Annotated in this window: 5 protein-coding genes; 4 read left to right on the top strand and 1 reads right to left on the bottom strand. The window is 73.6% G+C overall.

What is annotated here, in order from left to right; translation table 11 throughout:
- Positions 1-56: 56 nt before the first annotated feature.
- Positions 57-1,280 carry a helix-turn-helix domain-containing protein gene (locus tag IE207_RS25725; RefSeq protein WP_190186686.1) on the bottom strand — a complete coding sequence of 408 codons (1,224 nt, stop codon included), beginning with the start codon at positions 1,278-1,280 and terminating at the stop codon, positions 57-59.
- A 621-nt stretch (positions 1,281-1,901) separates the two neighbouring features.
- On the opposite strand from IE207_RS25725, the gene IE207_RS25720 reads away from it, so the two are divergent.
- From IE207_RS25720 to IE207_RS25705, 4 genes are all read left to right on the top strand, one after another.
- On the top strand, positions 1,902-2,108 hold the full coding sequence (locus tag IE207_RS25720) for an MbtH family protein (protein WP_190186685.1): 207 nt from the start codon (positions 1,902-1,904) through the stop codon (positions 2,106-2,108).
- Positions 2,109-2,209: 101 nt separating this feature from the next.
- Complete coding sequence (locus tag IE207_RS25715; protein WP_229873991.1) at positions 2,210-3,499, top strand: MFS transporter; 1,290 nt, start codon at positions 2,210-2,212, stop codon at positions 3,497-3,499.
- Between the two features lie 412 nt (positions 3,500-3,911).
- Positions 3,912-9,632, top strand: coding sequence for a non-ribosomal peptide synthetase (locus tag IE207_RS25710; protein ID WP_190186684.1), 5,721 nt, complete (start codon positions 3,912-3,914; stop codon positions 9,630-9,632).
- Between the two features lie 23 nt (positions 9,633-9,655).
- Positions 9,656-17,290 (top strand): non-ribosomal peptide synthetase/type I polyketide synthase, encoded by a 7,635-nt coding sequence (locus IE207_RS25705; protein WP_190186683.1) that lies wholly within the window; start codon positions 9,656-9,658, stop codon positions 17,288-17,290.
- The last annotated feature ends 40 nt before the right edge of the window (positions 17,291-17,330 follow it).

Here is a 17,330-nt window from a genome sequence, read left to right as displayed (position 1 = left end):
CACGACAACGGCTTCGGCCGGCCGGCACGACGACAGGCCCTACGGCACGAGGAGGCCTATGAGCGGGCGGAGGCGAGGGTCTCCGCGAGGTTCTTCCATATCTCCGCGGCGAGGTCCATGTTCGCCGCCTCGTGAGCCTCCCGCGCCAGTGTCTCGATGGCGCGCACACCCGTGGTGACGTTTCCCGACCTGATCTCGATCAGGTGCAGCAGCACCTGGAACCGGACCCGGTCACGGAATTCGAGTTTCCCTGCCTCACAGCCGATCTCCTCGCACAGCTTGCGCGCCGCGTCGATCTCACCGGCCAGGAAATGCGCGTGGGCCCGGATCGAGCGGAACTCCACGTACTGCGTGTCGGTCGCGACCAGGGCGAGGGCCGGCTCGACCTCGTCCAGGGCGCGACGGGCCTCCGCGAGCCGGCAGGGGTGCATCTGGAGGTAGAGCGAGGCGGCGGCGAAGCGCAGCCGCATCCACAGCCGGAGGTCGTCACGGCTGCTGTTGAGGTCCATGGCTTCCAGGAGCCGGGCTTCGGCGGCCCGGTGGTTGCCGTGCCGGACGTACACGCCGGCCGCGGTCCACAGGGCTTCGACCCGCATGGTCCGTGGGGTGTCCCGCGACAGCGGCTCCAGGTCCGCCAGGTGCTTGAGTGCCTCGGGCAGCCTGCTCGACTCGGCCTCCGTGGAGATCAGGACCATGAGGGCGCGCACGGCGTCGGTCCGGGGCAGCTCGTGGTCGACCGCGACGGCGTAGGCGTCGGCAGCGAAGCCGTGGGCCGCCTTGATGTCGCCGAGCGAGCGGTGGAGGCGGGAGAGGGAGACGAGGGAGCGGGCCCGCAGTTCCGGGATCCGGCTCTCCTCGGCGGTGCGCAGCAGATCCCGGCCGGAGGCAAGGAGCTCTTCGTCGGATGCGTCGTCGGACCGGATCCCTGCCCGGGCCCACAAAGCCAGCCAGCGCAGCGCGGGCGACAGGCCGGCCGGGTGCTCCACGGCACGGCCGAGCAGCGCGCCGACGTGGTCGGCGCCGCACTCGGCGGTGATCGCCTCGACCAGGTACTCGACGGGTGCCTGGGCCGCGGCGGCCGGGGCGTCGAAGGCGGACACGGGCACGCCGAGCCGTTCGGCGAGGTAGGCGGCGACCTTCGGCGTGGGCGGCCGGGTGCCGGATTCCAGACGGGAGAGGTAGCCGGGGGAGATGGTGCCGTCGGCCAACTGCGCCTGCGAGAGTCCGCGTTCTTGCCGCAGAGCGCGCAGCCGCCTGCCGAAGTGGGACTGATCGGCCACCTCTGAAACCTTCCCTTGCGGATGGATGCGGGAGTGGGGGAAGGCGCTGTTCCGCGCACCTTCCCCCACCCTTACGCCACTGTTAGTTTGCGTACCACCCAAACTCTTGTCAATTTTTGACAAGATGGGGTGTGGCAACCTGGCGAGGCCCCGTCATCAACCGCAAAAGCGGATGACGGCGACTGTCACGGCCAGTCGATCACCGGGCTTGCGGAGCTTGCCAGCGAGACCGTGTGGACCGGCGTCGAGGTGAGCGCGGCATCCGAAATCCGGCCGAGGCCGAAGGCAAAGGCAAGCAGACCGAGAACGGCCCCGATTCGGCGTGTACATCGCATGTCGGAAATCCCCCGTGAGGCGTCAGGAAAATGGCACGGCCCGTGAGCCGGGCGCGCCCTCGCCCGACTGTCGGAAACAGGGGATGAGAGGCGTACGGCACCGCGTTGCCGAGGTGTTGTCCGAGCCGGACAAGGCGTCACGCTAATCGTCTGGCACGACCTTGGCAAGGTCTTGCCAAACTTCTATCCATCATGGAAAGGTGATGTCATCAGCGCGGCCCGCCTGGCCGAATCCGGCAGGCACCGTGCGTCGCTCGCTTCCCAGGCGACCCGAGGAGACAACCCGATGACGGATCCGTCCGACGGTCCCCAGGACCGCTGCGTCGTAGTGGTGAACGGCGAGGGCCAGCACGCCCTCTGGCCTGAATTCGCCCGGCTTCCCGCCGGCTGGACCGTCGTGCACGGCCCGGCCGGCCGTCCGGAGTGCGTCGCCTACGTCGACGCGCACTGGACGGACATGAGACCGCTGAGTCTGGTCGCCTCCCTGGGCTGAACGAGGCGCGGTACGCGCCTCGGCCGCACGCTCGTTCATGCCCGACGCCGGCCGGCCGGCCCGCGCCGTCGATCCCCTCCCGCCGAATCTGGAGGTTTGCCGTGGAGGCAACCCGTCCGCCCGGATCCGTCTTCAGGAACAGGGCCTTCGCCCTCTTCTGGGCGAGTCAGTCGGTCTCCTTCCTGGGGACCCAGATCACCTACGTGGCACTGCCCCTCACCGCGGTCGTCGTCCTCCACGCGACCCCGATGGAGGCCGGTCTGCTGGGCGCCCTCGAATCGTTGCCGTTCCTGCTGTTCGGACTGTTCGTCGGTGTCCTGGTGGACCGGCGGGCCCGGCGGCCCATCCTGATCGCGGCGAACCTGGTCCGGTTCGCCGCACTCGCCTGGATCCCCGTGGCCTACGCCCTCGACATGCTGACGATCCCCCAGCTGCTCGTCGTGACGTTCCTGGTGGGCACCATGACCGTCTTCTTCGAGATCTCCTACATGTCCTACCTTCCCGGGCTCGTCGGCCGCGACCGGCTGATGGAGGCCAACGGCAAGCTGCAAGCCTCCGCCTCGACCGCCGAGGTCGCCGGCCCCGGCATCGCGGGCGCGCTGATCGGGGTCCTCAGCGCCCCCGCCGTGATCGCCGTCGACGCCGTGAGCTACCTCGTCTCGGCGCTCGCGCTCACCCGGATGCCGGCGGACGCCGCCCCCCGGACCGAACCGGACGCCGAGGGGAAGAAGTCGGTCTGGGCCTCGCTGCGCGAGGGGTTCTCCCTCGTCGGCCGCAACCCCATGCTCCGCTGGTGCACCGTCGCGGTCTTCTTCCTCAGCCTGTTCTTCAGCTCGGTCATGGCCGTCTACTTCCTCTACCTCATCCGTGAGGCGGGACTCAGCTCGGCGGCCGTCGGCCTGATCGTGGCGGTCGGCAGCGTCGGCGGACTCCTCGGCGCCCTGCTGTCCGAGCGGCTCACCGCCCGGCTGGGCGTCGGCCCCACCCTGATCGCCGCCGTGGCCCTGCCCGGCCTCGGATTCCTCCTCCTGTCCACCGTGGACGGGAACTCCCTCGGCGCCGCCGTACTCGCGGGCGTCGCGACCTTCATCGGATTCTTCGGCATCCCCGTGTGGGACGTCACCGTCATCAGCTTCCGGCAGGCGATCACCCCCGAGCACCTGCAGGGCCGCGTGAACGCGACCGTGCGCTCGCTCTCCTGGGGCACCCTCGCCCTCGGCTCCCTCATGGGCGGCGCCCTCGCCACCACCCTGGGTCTGCGCGAGACGGTCGTGCTCTCGGCGATCGGCCTCTTCGTTCCCTCGTTGATCGTGCTGATCTCCCCCGTGCGCCGGATGCGCGAGCTGGAGCACCCGGAGGAATCCCCGGCGGAGCCGAACCCCGTCGGCTAGTGCTGTGACCGGGAGGGTTCACCGGGTCGCCGCGCCCGGCACGGCACCTCTCCCAGCTACCGCTGGGAGGTGTCCCACCGTTGTCGACACCGCGCGCGTACGTCCGGTACGAGCCACGGCCCTCCGCCTTGCGCTGCACCGCACCGGACGCCGCGACCCGGCAGACCTTCCCGGCCACAGCACTGGCTCCTGCCGTCAAGCCCCCTCCCGCGGACGGGGCCCGGCCCGCACGGCCGCCGCGGCGGTCCACGCACCCGCGTCCCGTACGAGCCGCGCCCGCACCGGGCGCCGCGACGGCACACCCCCGCGGACCCCCAGCACCAGGTAATCCCCGCCCGGCCGACGGGACGGAACCGGACCACCACCGGCTCCGTCCCCCGGCGAGCCATGCCCTTCGAAGGAGAAACCCCACGTGGCGGCCAACGCATCAGCGCGGGACCGGCTCCCCGAGGAGCCCTCCGCGCCCGGGCTCCCCACCGACCGCCGTCGGCCCGCCCGGCGCCGCGCAGCACACGACTCGCTCGCGCTCTCCCTCGGCCGCCCGGTCGAGGAGCGCCTGGAGCGCGTCGCGGACAGCCTCGCAGCCGACCGGCTCACGGTACTCACCACCGTCTTCGCGCTGCTCGTCAGCCGCTGCACGGGCGTGCCCGATGTCATCGTCGGCGTCCCGGACCCCTCGGCCCCGGACACCCTCCTGCCGCTGCCCGCGCACGCCGACGAGACCCTCGCCTTCGCGGACTTCCTCGCAGCGGTCCGCCAGGCCCTGGCCCAAGCCGCTCCGGATCCACGCGAGACGGGCGCCTCTCCCCGGACACCGGCCTTCCCGACGGTGACCGGTTCGCGCGGCGCCCGCCCCGCGCCGCCCGCCGACCTCGCACTGCTCTGGGACCCGCCGTCCCCCGACGGCACCCGGTCGGGCGTGCTCGCCTACGACCCCGACCTGCTCGACCGGGCGACCGCCGAACGCTTCGCCGCACACTTCACCACCCTGCTGGACAACGCGCTGGCCGCCCCCGGCTCGCCGCTCCACGCGCTCGGGCACACCACGGCCGAGGAGCTGGCGCTGCTGACCGCCTGGGGCACCGCACCGGGCCGCACCACCCCCCTCAGCGTGGTCGAGGCCCTCCTCGACCGACCCGGAACCGACCCGGACGCCGTGGCCTTGGTGTTCCCCGACGCCACCTTGACCTACCGAGAACTGCGCTCCCGCGCGGAACGGATGGCGGACGCCCTCCGGGAACGCGGGGTGCGCGCCGAGAACACCGTCGGACTGGCCTTCGAGCCCTCCGCGGAGCTGGTCGTCGCGATGCTCGCGGTGCTGATGGCCGGCGCGGCATACGTCCCGCTCGACCCCGGCCACCCCGACGCACGGCTGGCCTACATGGTCCAGGACAGCCGGACCCGTCTGGTGATCGCCGACCGGGACGTCTCCTTCGGTGGCGACGTCCCGGTGGTGCGGACCGCCGAACTCCAAGGGCGGTCCGTCCCCTCCGACCCGCCCGCCCCGCGCGTGCCGCCGCACCCCGACCAGCAGGCGTGCGTGCTCTACACCTCGGGCTCGACCGGCCGCCCCAAGGGCGTCGCCATCACCCACCGAGGGATCGTGCGCCTGGTCCGTGACACCGACTACCTCGGCTGGGGCCCGTCCGACGTCGTCGGCCAGGTCGCCAACACCTCGTTCGACGCGGCCACCTTCGAGATCTGGGGAGCCCTGCTGAACGGTGCCCGGCTGGTGGGCCTCCCCAAGCACGAGGTGGTGGCGCCCTCCGCGCTGCGCCGGCGCATCGAGGCCGATGGCATCACCTCGATGCTGCTCACCACGGCCGTCTTCCACAAGTGCGCCGACACCGACCCGGCCCTGTTCGCGCCGCTGCGCACGCTCTTCTTCGGGGGCGAGGCGGCGGACGTCCGCCGGGTGCGCGCCGTACGCCATGCCGCCCCCGGCGTCCGGCTCGTCAACGCCTACGGTCCCACCGAGGGCACCACCATCGCGAGCCGCCACGACGTCGGCACCCCGGCCGCGGAGGACCGGATCCCGATCGGCCGGCCGATCACCGGCACCGAGCTGTACGTCCTCGACCGCCGCGGCGGCCACGCCGGCGTCGCGATGCCGGGCGAACTGCACATCGGTGGCCCCGGCCTCGCCCGCGGCTACACCGGACGCCCCGGCCTGACCGCGGAGCGGTTCGTACCGAACCCGTTCGGCACCGGCGAACGCCTCTACCGCACCGGGGACATCGCCCGCTGGCGCGCCGACGGCACCCTTGAGTACCTCGGCCGCGCCGACTCCCAAGTCAAGATCCGCGGCGTCCGCATCGAGCCCGACGAGATCGCGAACGTGCTCCGCGGCCGTCCCGGCGTACAGGAGGCGGTCGTCGTCCTCAAGGGCGAGGGCGACCGGCGGGCGCTCGCCGCCTACATCGTCACGACGGGACGCGAGCGGCCCGAGCCGCGCGCCCTGCGGTCGTTCGTCGCGGACCGGCTTCCCGCGGCCATGGTCCCCACCTGGTACGTGATGCTGGACGAACTGCCCGTGACGCCGAACGGCAAGGCCGACCTCGCGGCGCTCCCCGAGCCGGCCGAAGGGGACCGCGCGCGTTCCGCGACCCTGGTGCCGCCCCGCGGCGAGACCGAGGAGCTGGTGGCCCGCGTCTGGTCGCAGGTCCTGGGACTGGCGGAGCCCTCCGCCGACGACGACTTCTTCGCGCTCGGCGGCAACTCCCTGCTGGCGGCCCAGGCCGTCGGCCGCGTCGCCGCCGCGCTCGGGACCGAACTCGGCCTGCGGGACGTCTTCGAGGCGCCCACGGTGTCCGCCTTCGCGCGGCGCGCCGCCACGGCCCGCTCCGCCGCCACGGCCCCGCCCCTGGCCCCCGCGGGTGCCGCTCCCCAGCCCCTGTCCTTCGCCCAGCAGCGCCTGTGGTTCCTGGACCGGCTCGCCCCCGGCAGCCCGCTCTACAACGTCCCCCTCGTGCTCACCCTCACCGGCGACCTCGACCCGGCCGCCCTGCACCGCGCGCTGCGCGACCTGGTGGGGCGGCACGCCTCGCTGCGCACCCGGCTGGAGGCGACGGCCGGCGGCGACCCCCTCCAGGTGGTCGACCCGGACGGTGACGTCACGTGGGCGACCGAGGACCTGCGTCACCTGCCCGGGCCCGAGCGCGAAGCGGCGGCCACCGAGCGGGCCCGGGAGGAGGCCTCGCGCCCCTTCGACCTCACCGCCGGACCGCTCGCCCGCTTCCGCCTGCTACGCGTGGACGAGCGGCGCTGCGTCCTCCTGCTGACGATGCACCACGCCGTCTGCGACGGCGCTTCGGTCGGTGTGCTCCTGCGCGACCTCACCGCGCTGTACCGGGCCGCGGCAGACGGCGGTCCCGACCCGCTGCCGCCGCTCCCGGTCCAGTACCCGGACTACGCCGTCTGGCAGCGCGCCCTCCTGGACGGGCCCGCCCGGGAGAGCCAACTCGGGTACTGGCGCGACTGCCTGGCCGCAGCGCCGCCCGTCCTGGAGCTGCCCACCGACCGCCCCCGCCCGGCCGCCCCCCGGCACGTCGGCGCCACGGTCCCCGTGCGGCTGCCGGCCGCCCTGACCGCCCGGCTCGGCGAAGTGAGCGGACGCCTCGGCACGACCCGGTTCATGACCCTGCTCGCGGTCTTCTCGCTGCTGCTGGGCCGGTACGCGGGGGTGCGCGACGTCAGCGTCGGCACTCCCGCGTCGGGCCGGGTGCGCCCGGAACTCGACGACCTGATCGGGTTCTTCGTCAACACCCTGGTGCTCCGTTCGCGCTGGGACGAGGAGCAGACGTTCGCCGGGTTCCTCGCCACCGTCCGGGAGGGCGCGCTCGGCGCCCTCGGCCACCAGGACGTGCCGTTCGAGCAGGTCGTGGAGGCCGTCGGGCCGTCCCGCGACCCGAGCTGGACGCCGTTGTTCCAGGTGATGATGGCGATGCAGAAGGTGCCCGAGGAGGTCGCCCTCGCGCCCGGCCTGGCCATGGCGGTCCGGGAATCCGCCGCCCCGGTCGCCAAGTTCGACCTCACCCTGGTGTGGGAGGAGTCCTCGCTGGAGACGGGGGCCCTGCGCGGCGTCCTCGAATACGACGTGGACCTCTTCGACCGGGCGACCGTGGAGCGGTTCGCGGGACACTTCACCGCCCTGCTGGAATCCGCCCTGGCCACCCCCGAAGCCCGGCTGCACGATCTGTCGATGCTCGACGGGCCGGAGCTCGAATCACTCGTCGGCGGCCACCACGGCCACCCCGTCGAGGCCCCCGGCACCCTGCTCGGACTCCTGGCCGACGCGTCGCAGCGCTGGGGCGCGCGGACCGCCCTCAGCCAGGACGGCCGCTCGGTCAGCCATGCCGAACTCGCCGCCCGTTCGGACCGGCTCCACCACCGTCTGCGCGCCCGCGGGGTGCGGCCCGGCAGCCGGGTCGTGGTGTGCATGGAGCGGTCCCCCGACTGGCCGGTGGCGCTGATCGCCGTCATGAAGGCCGGCGCCGCCTACGTTCCCGTCGACGCCGGCGCCCCGCAGGAACGCCTCGACCAGGTCGTCGCCGACTCGGGGGCGGTCCTGGTCCTGGGGTGCGCCGCGAGCGGCGGCCGCGCGAGCGCCGGCGTCCCCTTCGTCACCGTCGCCGAAGCCCTCGGCGACGGCGGGCCGGCCCGACTGCCCGGCGAGGACGCCGGAACACGCCCGGTCCCCCCGGCCGCCACGGCGTACGTCCTCTACACCTCGGGGACCACCGGCACCCCCAAGGGGGTGTGCGTCAGCCAGGCCAACCTCGCCCACACGCTGCGCGCCGTCGCCGACCGCTACGGCCTGCACCCCGACGACCGGGTCCTGCAGTTCGCGTCCCTCGGCTTCGACGTCGCGGCCGAGGAGCTCTTCGCCACCCTGATCCGGGGCGGGCACGTCGTCATGCTCCCGGCCGGGCCGGTACCCGGAATGGCGGAGCTGACCACGCTGGCCCGGCGTGAGCGGCTGACCGTGCTCAACCTGCCCGCCTCCTACTGGCACGAATGGGTCGCGGTACTCGACCGGCACCCGGTGGCGGACTGCCCAGCCCTGCGGCTCGTCGTGGTCGGCAGCGAGCGGGTCGACGCCGGCCGGCTCGCCGAGTGGCAGGCCTCGGCACCCGCCACGGTGCGCTGGCTCAACGCGTACGGGCCCACGGAGACCACCATCACGGCCACCCTCCACGAGCCCGCCCCCGGGGCCGCGCGCGGCGGGACGACCGTCCCGATCGGCAGACCGCTGCCGGGGGTGCGCGCGTACGTCCTGGACGAGCGGCTGCGGCCGGTCCCGCGGGGCGTCCACGGCGACCTGTACCTCGCCGGCCCCGGCGTCTCCCAGGGCTACCTGGAAGACCCCGGACGGACGGCCTCGGCGTTCCTGCCCGACCCCTGGGGACCGCCGGGCGAGCGCATGTACGCCACCGGCGACCGGGTCCGCGCGACCGCCGACGGCACGCTCGAATTCCTCGGCCGCACCGACCACCAGGTCAAGCTCCGCGGCTTCCGGATCGAACTCGGCGAGATCGAGGCCGCCCTGAGCGCGCACCCGCAGGTCAAGGACGCGGCCGTGGTCCTGCGCGAGGACGTGCCCGGCAAGCCCGTCCTCGTCGGGTACGCCGCGCTCCGCGGCACGGCCACGGCGGACGGGCTGCGCGAGCACCTCGCCCGGAAGCTCCCGGAGTACATGGTGCCCGCCGCGCTCGTCCTCATGGACGCCCTGCCGCGCGGCGAGCGCGGCAAGACCGACCGGCGCGCCCTGCCCGCTCCGGCCCCGGCGGGCGGCGCCACCGCGCGCGCCCCGCTGCACGGGGAGATGGAACGGCTCGTCGCCGCCGTGTGGGCCGAGGTCCTGGCCGTCGCCCAAGTGGGCGCCGAGGACAACTTCTTCGAGGCCGGGGGGCACTCGCTGCTCCTGCTGCGGGTGCAGGCCCGGCTGGCGGAGCGGCTGGGAAGGCAGGTGCCCGTGGTGGACCTGTTCGCGCACCCCACCGTCCGCAGCCTTGCCCGGCACCTCGCCGACGGCGAGGAGGGCCCCACCACGACCGGAGACGCGGGACGCCGCCGGGCGGCCGCACGCAAGGCGCAAACGCGCGCACGGACACCGCGGAGGACCGCGCGGTGACTCCCGAAACCTTGGAGACAGCAATGACGAACGAGATCACGGACGACGGCGCGGTGCCCGCCGGGGCGGTCGCCGTCGTGGGAATGGCCCTGCGATGTCCCGGCGCGGACACCCCGGACGCCTTCTGGCAGAACCTGAGGAACGGCGTCGAGTCGATCAGCACGTTCACGGACGAAGAACTCCTCGCCGCCGGAGTCACCCCCGCCGAAGCCGCCCGCCCCGACTACGTGCGCAGGCTCGGCGTGCTCCGCGACATGGAGGGCTTCGACGCCGCCTTCTTCGGCTTCTCCCCCCGCGAGGCCCAGATGCTCGACCCGCAGCACCGGCTGCTGCTCGAATGCGCCTGGGAGGCACTCGAACACGCCGGAAGCCCCTCCGACGCGACGGACAAGGTCACCGGCGTCTACGCGGGCGTCGGCGAGAGCGCCTACCTGCACCACAACCTGCTGCCGAACGGCGACCTCGTCGCCCGGATCGGCGAGTTCCAGACGTCGCTCGGCAACGACAAGGACTTCGTGCCGACCCGCATCTCCTTCAAACTGGACCTGCGCGGGCCGAGCGTCAGCGTCCAGACCGGCTGCTCCACCTCGCTCGTCGCCGTCCACACGGCGTGCCAGGCCCTGAACAGCGGCGAGTGCGACGTGGCGCTCGCCGGCGGTGCCACGGTGATACCCCAGCGGCGGGGCTACCGCCACGAACCCGGCGGCATCAAGTCCTCCGACGGCCACTGCCGCGCCTTCGACGCCGCCGCGGACGGCACCGTGGCCGGCAGCGGCACCGCCGTCGTGGTCCTCAAGCGGCTCGACGACGCACTCGCCGACGGCGACGTGATCCACGCGGTGATCCGCGGTTCGGCCGTCAACAACGACGGCGCGCGCAAGGTCGGCTTCACCGCACCGAGCGTCGAGGGCCAGTCCGACGTGATCGCGGAGGCCCTCGCCGTCGCCGACGCGGACCCGTCCACCATCTCCTACATCGAGGCCCACGGCACCGGCACGGCGCTCGGCGACCCCATCGAGGTGGCCGCGCTCAAGAACGTCTTCGGCGACGCCCCCGCCGGCAGCTGCGCCCTCGGCTCGGTGAAGACCAACATCGGGCACCTGGACACCGCGGCCGGCGTGGTCGGCCTCATCAAGGTGGTCCTCGCACTCAAGGCCAGGCAGCTGCCGCCCTCGCTGCACTTCCAGCAGCCGAACCCGCAACTCGGCCTGGAGAACAGCCCCTTCTACGTCAACACGGCCCTGACGCCGTGGGAGGGCGAGCGTCTGAGGGCGGGCGTCAGCTCCTTCGGCATCGGCGGCACCAACGCACACGTCGTCCTCGAGGAGGCACCCGCCCGCGCCCCGCTCGCCGCGGGCCGCACCCGCCAGGTGCTGCCGCTCTCCGCCGCGACCCCCAGCGCGCTCGCGACGGCCGCCGGCCGGCTCGCCGAACACCTGCGGGAGCACCCGCACGAGCGCCTCGAGGACGTCGCGTACACCCTCCAGCGCGGCCGCTGGCAGCTGCCCCGGCGCGGGTTCGTCGTCGCCGACGGCGTCACGGGGGCCGTCGAGTCGCTGACCGCCGGGACCGTGACGCGCCGCGGCACGGACGACACCCCCCGGGGCCGCGGCGCCGTCCTCGCCTTCCCCGGACAGGGGGCCCAGCGCACGGGCATGGGCCGGGCCGCGTACGAGCAGGAGCCCGTGTTCAGGGCGGAGGCCGACCGGGCCTCGGCCCTGCTGCACGAGCTGGCCGGCATCGACGTACGCCCGGTGCTCGGCCTCGGCGGGCCGACGCCCGAGGACGAGGCGGAGATCCACCGGACCGCGCTGGCGCAGCCGGCCCTCTTCGTCCTGGAGTACGCGCTCGCGCGGCTGTGGGAGTCCTGGGGCGTGCGCCCCGTGGCCATGGTCGGGCACAGCGTGGGCGAGCTGGTCGCGGCCTGCCTCGCCGGCGTGATGTCCCTGGAAGACGCGCTGCGCCTGGTCGCCGCGCGGGGCCGGCTGATGCAGGACGCCCCGGCCGGGGTGATGACGGCCGTCCCGCTGCCGCGGGAGGAGGTCGCCGAGCTGCTCGACGGGGTCGACCTCGCCGCCGTCAACGGGTCCCGCGAGTGCGTGGTGGCCGGCCCGGACGACGCCACCCGGGCCTTCGAGGCCCGGCTCGCCGAGCGAGGTGTCGTCTCGAAGCGCCTGCGGACCTCGCACGCCTTCCACTCGCGGCTCATGGACGAGGCGGCCGCCGCCTTCGCCGACGAGGCCGCCCGCGTCGTGCTCTCGGCGCCCCGCATCCCGTTCGTGTCGAACCTGACCGGTACCTGGATCACCGACGAGGAGGCCACCGACCCGGCGTACTGGGGCCGGCAGATCCGCGGCACGGTCCGCTTCGACGGCGCCCTGACCGCCGTCCGTGACACCGGGGCGGTGCTCCTGGAGGCCGGTCCCGGACAGGTGCTCACACGGCTGGCCCGCGCCGCCGGGATCGACGCGGTGGCGTCCCTGCCCACCGTGGCCGACGAGGACGGGCCGGACCTGCTGCACGCCGTCGGCGAACTCTGGTGCGAGGGCGTCGAGGTGGACTGGGAGGCGCTGTCCGGCGGCGAGCGGCCGCGGCGCACCGTCCTGCCCACCTATCCCTTCGAACGGGAGCGGTGCTGGGTCGACCCGCCGCGCGCCGCGGCCGGCGCCTGCGGCTGCCGCACCGGGGAGCCCACGACGCGGCCGGAGTCCGATCATTCGGAGTCCGAGCGGCCGCAGTCCGATCGGTCCGAGGCCGGGCAGGGCGCGGCGGCCCACCACGGGGCCGAGCCGGCGCCGCGGACCGCACCGGCCTGGACGGAGCCCACCGAACGGCAGGTCGCCGAGGTCTTCGAAGACCTCCTCGGCGCCCGGGCCATCGGCCCGCAGGACGGCTTCTTCGAACTGGGCGGCCACTCACTGCTCGCCACCCAGCTCGTCTCCCGCGTCCGCGGCCTCTTCGGCGTCGAGGTCTCCTTGCGCACCTTCATCGAAGATCCCACGGTGCGGGGTCTGGCCCGTGCGGTGGACGCCGCCCGGGGCGGGACGCAGGACGGCACGCCGCAGGAGCTCCCCGTCATCGTGCCCGACCCCGGCGCCGAGGCGGAGCCCTTCCCGCTGACCGACGTGCAGCAGGCCTACTGGATCGGCCGCACCGGAGTCTTCGACATCGGCAACGTCGGCATGCACGGCTACGAGGAGTTCGAGGCGACCGACCTCGACCTGCCCCGCCTGGAACGGGCTCTGCGCCGCCTCATCCGGCGCCACGGGATGCTCCGCGCGGTCGTGCTCCCGCACGGCGAGCAGCAGATCCTCGCCGAGGTCCCCGACTACGTCATCGCCACCCAGGACCTCCGCGGTCTGCCGCAGGACGAGGCGGGAGCGGCCTTGAAGGCCACCCGCGACGCCATGTCCCACCAGGTGTTCGTCCCCGAGCAGTGGCCCCTGTTCGAAATGCGCGCCAGCCGCCTGGACGACGGCCGCACCCGTCTGCACTACAGCATCGACGGCCTCATCACCGACGCCCGCAGCTCGAACCTGCTGCTCGGCGAACTCGCCGAGCTGTACCGCGACCCGGACCTCGACCTGCCCGAGCCCGCGCTCTCCTTCCGCGACTACGTCCTCGCCGAACGGAGCCTGGAGGAGAGCGACCTGTACGGGCGTGCGGCGGCGTACTGGCGCGAGCGGCTGCCCGACTTCGCCCCCGCCCCCGAACTGCCGCTCGCCCGCGACCCGCGCACCATCGACACGCCCCGGTTCAGCCGGGTCAACGGAACGCTGGACAAGGAGCGCTGGGACCGGGTCAAGGCCGCCGCCGCCCGCCGCGGCATCACCCCCACCGCGCTGCTCATCGCGGCGTACAGCGAGGCGATGGCGACCTGGGCCACCCACCGCAGGTTCACCCTCAACCTCCCCATGGCCAACCGGCTGCCCCTCCACCCGGGTGTCGACGCCGTCGTCGGCGACTTCACCTCCGTGACCCTGCTGGAGATCGACACCGCCGCCACCGACACGTTCGCCGGGCGCGCCCGTGCGGTGCGCGACCAGCTGCTGACCGACATCGACCACCGTCTGTTCAGCGGGGTCCGCGTCCTGCGCGAGATGAAGCGCCTGCGCCCCGAGGCGGCGATGCCGGCGGTCTTCACCAGCCTCTTCCTCGACCACGGCCAGGACACCGGCATCGGCGAGGAAGTGTTCAGCATCTCCCAGACGCCGCAGGTCTGGATCGACGCCCAGGTCTTCGAACAGGACGGCTCCCTGGTCCTGGACATCGACGCGGTCGACGACCTGTTCCCGCAGGGCCTGGTCGCCTCGGTCCACGGGGCCACGCTGGAGCTGCTGGAGTGGCTCGCCGACGACGAGGAGCGGTGGGGCACGCGGCTGCCGTCGCTACTGCCGGCCGAGGAGGCGCGCCTGCGCGAGGCGTACAACCGGACGGAGGGCCACCTGCCGCAAGGCCTGCTGCACGAGCCCTTCTTCGCCCTCGCCGAGCGCGCCCCGCACCGCCCGGCCGTGATCGCGCGGAACCGGACGCTGAGCTACGGCGAACTGGCCGGCCGCGCCCGGGTGATCGCCGCCCGTCTGACCGCGCTCGACGTCCGCCCGAACGACCTGGTCGCCGTGGTCATGGAGAAGGGGTGGGAGCAGAGCGCCGCAGTCCTCGGCATCCTGGCCTCGGGCGCCGCGTACCTGCCGGTCGACGCCGAACTGCCCGAGGAGCGCATCCGCTTCCTGCTGGAGCAGGGACAGGTCCGCGCGGTGCTGACCCAGTCGTGGGTCGCCGAGCGGATGACCGGCCCGCTGGGCCCCGACGGCACGGTGTCCGTCGTGGACGCGCTGGCGTGCGACCCGGGCACGGACACGCCCACCCGCCCCGCCACGGGCCCCGGCGACCTCGCGTACGTGATCTTCACCTCCGGGTCCACGGGTGTGCCCAAGGGCGTGATGATCAGTCACCGCGGCGCCCTCAACACGGTCGTCGACGTCAACGACCGCTTCGGGGTCGGCGCCGACGACCGGACCCTGGCCCTGTCGTCTCTCAGCTTCGACCTCTCCGTGTACGACATCTTCGGCCCGCTCGCCGTCGGCGGCGCCGTCGTGGTCCCCGACCCGGGCTCACACCGCGACCCCGCGGTCTGGCTGGAGCTGGCCGAAAGCGCCGGCGTCACCCTGTGGAACTCCGTACCGGCGCTGATGGAGCTGCTGGTGGAGCACATGGCGGTGAGCGGGGTCACCAGCGACGCGCTGCGGCTGGTGATGCTCAGCGGCGACTGGTTCCCGGTCACCCTGCCGGAGCGGATCCGGCGCGTCCTCGCAGCGCCGGAGATCGTCAGCCTCGGCGGCGCGACGGAGGCGTCCATCTGGTCCATCCTGCACCCCGTCGGGGAGGTGCCCGCGGACTGGCCGTCCATCCCGTACGGCTCCCCGATGCGCAACCAGACCTTCCACGTGTTCGACGAGAGTTTCCGGCCGCGCCCCACCGGCGTGCCGGGCCAGCTCTGCATCGGCGGCGCCGGCCTGGCCGAGGGCTACCTGCGGGACGAGGCGAAGACCGCCGCGAGCTTCGTACGCCACCCCGTGACGGGCGAGCGCCTGTACAGGACGGGCGACCTGGGCCGGTTCCTGCCCGGCGGCGAGATCGAGTTCCTCGGACGTGAGGACTTCCAGGTCAAGATCCAGGGGTACCGGATCGAGCTGGGCGAGATCGAGATGGCGCTGCTCCAGCACCCCGACGTGCGCGGTGCGGCGGCCGTCGTCCACGGCCGGCCCCAGGGAGCCAAGCGGCTGGTCGCGTTCGTCGTCCCCGAGGAGGGCCGCCAGGTCCCGGCGGACGTACGGGAGTTCCTCGGCGCCAAGCTGCCCGCCTACATGGTGCCCGAGACGGTCGTCGGGATCGCCGAGCTGCCGCTCACCGCCAACGGCAAGGTCGACCGCAAGGCGTTGGTGGTCCCGGACGAACCGGCCGGTTCCACCGTGTTCGAGGCGGCGGCCACCGAGGCCGAGAAGATCGTCGCCGCGGTGTGGGCGGAAATGCTCCAGGTCGAACGGGTCGGCCGGCAGGACCACTTCTTCGAGCTGGGCGGTGACTCCCTCACCGCCATGCGCACCGTCGTCCACCTGCGCAAGGCACTGGAGGTGGAGATCCCCATCCGGGTCATCTTCGACAACCCGACACTGGAGTCGATCGCGGCCGCCATCGACGCGGTCCGCGGGGCCGCGGCGCCGGGCACCCCGGCCGGGCCGGTCCGGCGGGCCGAGCCGGGGGCGCCGGTCCCGCTGACGGCCGCCCAGTCGCGGCTGTGGTTCCACGAGCAGGTCTCGCCCCACAGCACCACCTACAACCTGGTCCAGCCGTTTCGCCTCACCGGCCCGCTGGACGTCACGGCCCTGCGCCGCGCGTTCGAGCTGTTCATCGGCCGGCACGACGTCCTGTCGCTGTCCTTCGAGGCGTCCGGGGACGCACCGTGCCAGGTCCCGGACTCCGGGAAGGCACTGGACTTCCAGGTCGTCGACGTGAGCGACGATCCGCAGAGGCTGGCGCCGGAGCGGGTGATCGCCGAGGAGACCCGCACCCCCTTCGACCTCACCAGCGGCCCGCACTTCCGGGTCCGGTTGCTGCGGGTCGGCCCGCGGGAGCACGTCCTGGTCGTCTCCGTGCACCACATCGTCTGGGACGCCTGGTCCACCTCGGTCATGGTGCGCGAGATCAGCGCGCTCTACCGCAGCGGCAACGCCTCCGTCCTGCCGGAGCCCGGCGTCAGCTACGCCGACGTCGCCCTGTGGGAGGCCGAGCAGGCCGCGTCGGGGGCGTTCAAGGAGCAGATCGACTTCTGGCGCCGCCGGCTGGCAGCACCGCTGCCCGTCCTGGCCCTGCCCACCGAGGACGGCATCGAGGACACCGGGGTGATCGAGGGGGCCCGGGCGCCCCTCGCGCTCGAACCCGCGGTGGCATCGGCCTTCAAGGAGGTCTGCACGGCCGAACGCGCGACCACGTTCATGGGCTACCTCGCAGCCTGGCAGGTACTGCTCCAGTGGTGGTGCCGCCAGCAGGACGTCGTCGTGGGCGTACCGGCCGGCCACCGAGGCCACCCGCAGCTGGAGAACACGATCGGGTTCCTCGTCAACAGCCTCGCGATCCGGACCAGGTTCACCGGCGACCCCTCCTTCACCGACGTGCTGAGGGACGTCCGCGAGAGCGCCCTGGAGGCCTACGCCCACCAGGACGTGCCGTTCGACCACGTCGTCCAGGCCGTCCGGCCGGAGCGCCGCGCGGGCGGGTCGGCCCCGGTGTACCGCACGTGGTTCCTGCTCGAAGACGTCCCGCTGCCCGACTGGGACGTGCCCGGCGTGCGCGTCGAGGAACTGGAGGCCGAGTTCCTGCTGTCGGTGCACGACATCAAGCTCACGCTCGTGGCCACCGGCGACGGGGGCATGGAAGGCGGGATCGACTACCGAGCCGGCCTCTTCCGCGACCCCACCGTCCGCCGTCTGACGCACTGCCTGCGCGCGCTCGTGACGCTGCTGTCCACCGAGCCGGACACGCGCCTCAGCCAGATCAACCGAACCCTGGAAGACCTCTGGGAAGGCCGCGACGAGGCGCGCAAGCCGCGGTCCTGGAAGGAGGTCCGCGCGCAGCGGGTGTCGGTGCGCGAGGGATGAGTACCACCCGTACGCCGGCGCCCGGACCGGGCGCCGGCGG

The organism is Streptomyces cirratus, from assembly GCF_014650775.1.
Taxonomy (GTDB): Bacteria; Actinomycetota; Actinomycetes; order Streptomycetales; family Streptomycetaceae; genus Streptomyces; species Streptomyces cirratus.
Note: the sequence above shows the minus strand (reverse complement) of the source record. Positions and strands in the feature narration are given on the sequence as shown.